A 2,713-nucleotide genomic window follows, 5' to 3' on the forward strand; every position below is an offset into this window, starting at 1 on the left:
ACACGCCCACCCGCCCGGTGAACTTCGCATATCCAACGGCCTCGAACGCGGCCATCTCCTCATGCCGCGCCTGCACGAACTCCGGTTGGTTCTCCGCCCGCCCCCACGCGGCGAGCAGGCCGTTGATGCCGTCCCCGGCATAGCCGAACACGGTCCGCACACCCCACTCCCGCAACCGGGACAACACGAAATCGCCCACCGTCTGTGCCGCCATCGCTCCTCCAAGCTCTCGCCTCGGCCATACTCGCGCGACCCGGGTATCACCCGATCCACACATTCCGCGAACCGCATTTCGTGCATCACGCATGTTCTGCGCAACAGTGATGGCCCGTTAGCGTTGATGGGTGCCCACTTCGGACGCGGCCACACCCCAGAACGGACACGAGCCGCCGACGCCGGACCCAGACGACTACGCGCGCCAGCTCGAGGCGGCGACGCGCGCGCTGCTCGAGGTGAACGAGGCCGTCCTGCAGCAGATGGACAGGACCGTGGGCATCGCGTCGATCCGGGCACTGCAGGCCCTGGAACGCCGAGGACCGCTCCTGGTCACCGAACTCGGCAACGAACTCGACATGCTCGCCTCCACCGCCAGCCGCCTGTCCGACCGGCTCGCCGACGCACAACTGATCACCCGCCACGTCGCGCCAACAAACCGGCGTGCCACCCAACTACAACTCGCCGCGGCGGGCCGGGACATCCTCACCGAACTCACCGAGGCCCGCACCACCGCCCTGCACGCCGTGACCCAACACCTCAGCGCCAAGGATCGAACGGCCCTGCTCACCGGCGCTCGCGCGTTCAGCCACGCCCGCAACGAACGGCTCGACCAACCAGCCTCCGAAGCACCGCGCGGCTCAGCGGCCGGCCCGCCGCACCGGCAACCGAGAATTTCTGCCGCGCAGCGTGCTCGTGAACCTGTCGAACAGGCGCGTCGCGAACCGGCCCCACAGACCCACCTGGCGGAGAGATCCCACCACACCCGGGGGACGAGGCGATCTACGACTTCGACCTCGAACGCCGGGTAGATCCCTCCGGTCGGGCCGCGCGGCCTGTTACCAGGGCTCGGGCAGTCCGAACTGGCTGAGCCGCAGGATCAGCAGCCGACGATCGATGCGACGCGGCTGGCGATAGATGGCGCTGGCCCACGGGGCGGCCTCGTCGGCGATCAACGCGGCGACGAAGTGCGCCACCGTGGTGGGCGCGGGTACGAGCTTCCCGGGAAGGTAACGCGGAACGCGATCATCGTGGCCGGATGCGGCGGCTTGTTCGGCCGGCGGGGCGAGGGTGGCTGACCAGCCGGTGTCTTCCCGCCAGTCCAGCCGGATCGGCGCCCACCGGCCGCCGGCCCGGACCGGGGTGAGGGCCATCCATCCGGTCAACGCGCCGGTGGCGAGTGTCGTGGCACGGGTCTCGTGGACAGCGATGCCGCGTTGGTCGAGGCGCATGGCAACGGCGGCGAGGTAACCGGTCAGCAGTTCCTGCTCATCGGAGTGTCTGCGTTCGCGCGTCGGCGCCGGGCGTTGCACCGGCACCTCGAGAGCTCCTGCGTCCGGGTTTCGGGTATCGGTCGCGGCCGTGGGTAGCGGGACCGACCGCTGCTCGATCTGGGTGGCCGTGTGCGTGCGGGTGCCTCGTTGACCACGTAGCGTCGAGCTCGACATGTCATCCTCCCGCTGGTCAGGCACGTGGTTGTCACTAACGTGACCGGGACGGAGACACACCGCGCGTTGAAAGCCGGCCAAGCTGGGGCGGATCGCCGCCCGCTGATCACGCTAGGTGGTTCGATGAGCCCGCACTCTACTCCTCGCGAAAGGTCGACCGCATGAATTGGTACGTAAAGGCACCAATGGTGTCGGGTGGCAACGAAATAGTTGAGAGTGGTAATAGCGCGGTATCGAGTAAAATCTTCCGATTGACAGTATTGATCGAATTGATGACGGCACTCCTAAATACGTTACTTCCGAGCTCTTGATCAGATCGCGGAAGGCGAGTCGTTCGGCGCCGCTGAGGTCCGCGACCTGGATGGCGGCAACGACCATCACGGAACGCCTGATGGAGAAATGACACCGCTGATGTTCCCGAAGGTTGCGGAATGTCGGAGCCCGTCGAGGGTCTTGCCCAGACTACGGCTGAATTCTGACCTGCATCGGGTTCAGGGGCGCAGCAGCGCCTTGATGGCGCGGCGTTCGTCCATGGCTCGGTAGCCCTCGGCGGCTTGGTCGAGGGCAGGATGAGGTCGAAGACCTTGCCGGGTCGGTGCGGCGTCCGCCGGGGCGGGTGGAGCGGATGGCCTGCATCATCGATTCCCGGGTCACGCTGGTTTCCCGAAACTTCCGAACTCTCTCTTCAAGAGTGTCCATGCGGGCGACCGTAGGTGGTCGATTTCATAGAGGGCCAACGGCCGAATCGGCAGCGGATGATTGTGAACAAGGCCTCCGGACGGAGACGGCACCACCTCCGGTGTCCAGGTCGGTAGTCGATACGCCGGCAGAGTCGGCGACGCCTGGTGCGAGCTCATTCAACGGCTCTTCGCAGATGTAGCTGGTCGCGAGTCGGTCCCGGGTTGAGGGTCGAGGTCTTCCGATGATGGGGACGTTGGCTTTGGTTAATCTTCATGCGCGCCCGTGCCGGAGGCCGTTCGGTCACGGTCTGAGAGCGCGCCGGGTGGATCGCTCGGCTTCGTCGATGATCGCTTTGACTCGCGCCGGGGGTG

At 66.5% G+C, this 2,713-nt stretch carries 3 protein-coding genes; 1 reads left to right on the top strand and 2 read right to left on the bottom strand.

Annotated elements, in window-relative coordinates; translation table 11 throughout:
• A partial coding sequence (locus ABEB12_RS19485) for a thiamine pyrophosphate-binding protein (RefSeq protein ID WP_345702953.1) occupies positions 1-214 on the bottom strand: 214 nt, incomplete at its 3' end.
• 130 nt (positions 215-344) lie between these two features.
• Between ABEB12_RS19485 and ABEB12_RS19490 the strand changes: the two genes are divergently transcribed.
• Positions 345-1,025, top strand: a complete 681-nt coding sequence (locus tag ABEB12_RS19490; protein ID WP_345702954.1) for a MarR family winged helix-turn-helix transcriptional regulator — start codon at positions 345-347, stop codon at positions 1,023-1,025.
• Between the two features lie 27 nt (positions 1,026-1,052).
• Here ABEB12_RS19490 and ABEB12_RS19495 read toward each other — a convergent pair whose 3' ends face one another.
• The gene (locus tag ABEB12_RS19495; RefSeq protein ID WP_345702955.1) at positions 1,053-1,532 is read right to left on the bottom strand and encodes a DUF6292 family protein; all 480 of its coding nucleotides are present in this window, start codon (positions 1,530-1,532) and stop codon (positions 1,053-1,055) included.
• Between the last annotated feature and the right edge of the window lie 1,181 nt (positions 1,533-2,713).

Origin of the sequence: Actinospineispora eucalypti (assembly GCF_039543365.1) — a bacterium.
Taxonomy (GTDB): domain Bacteria; phylum Actinomycetota; class Actinomycetes; order Mycobacteriales; family Pseudonocardiaceae; genus Pseudonocardia; species Pseudonocardia eucalypti.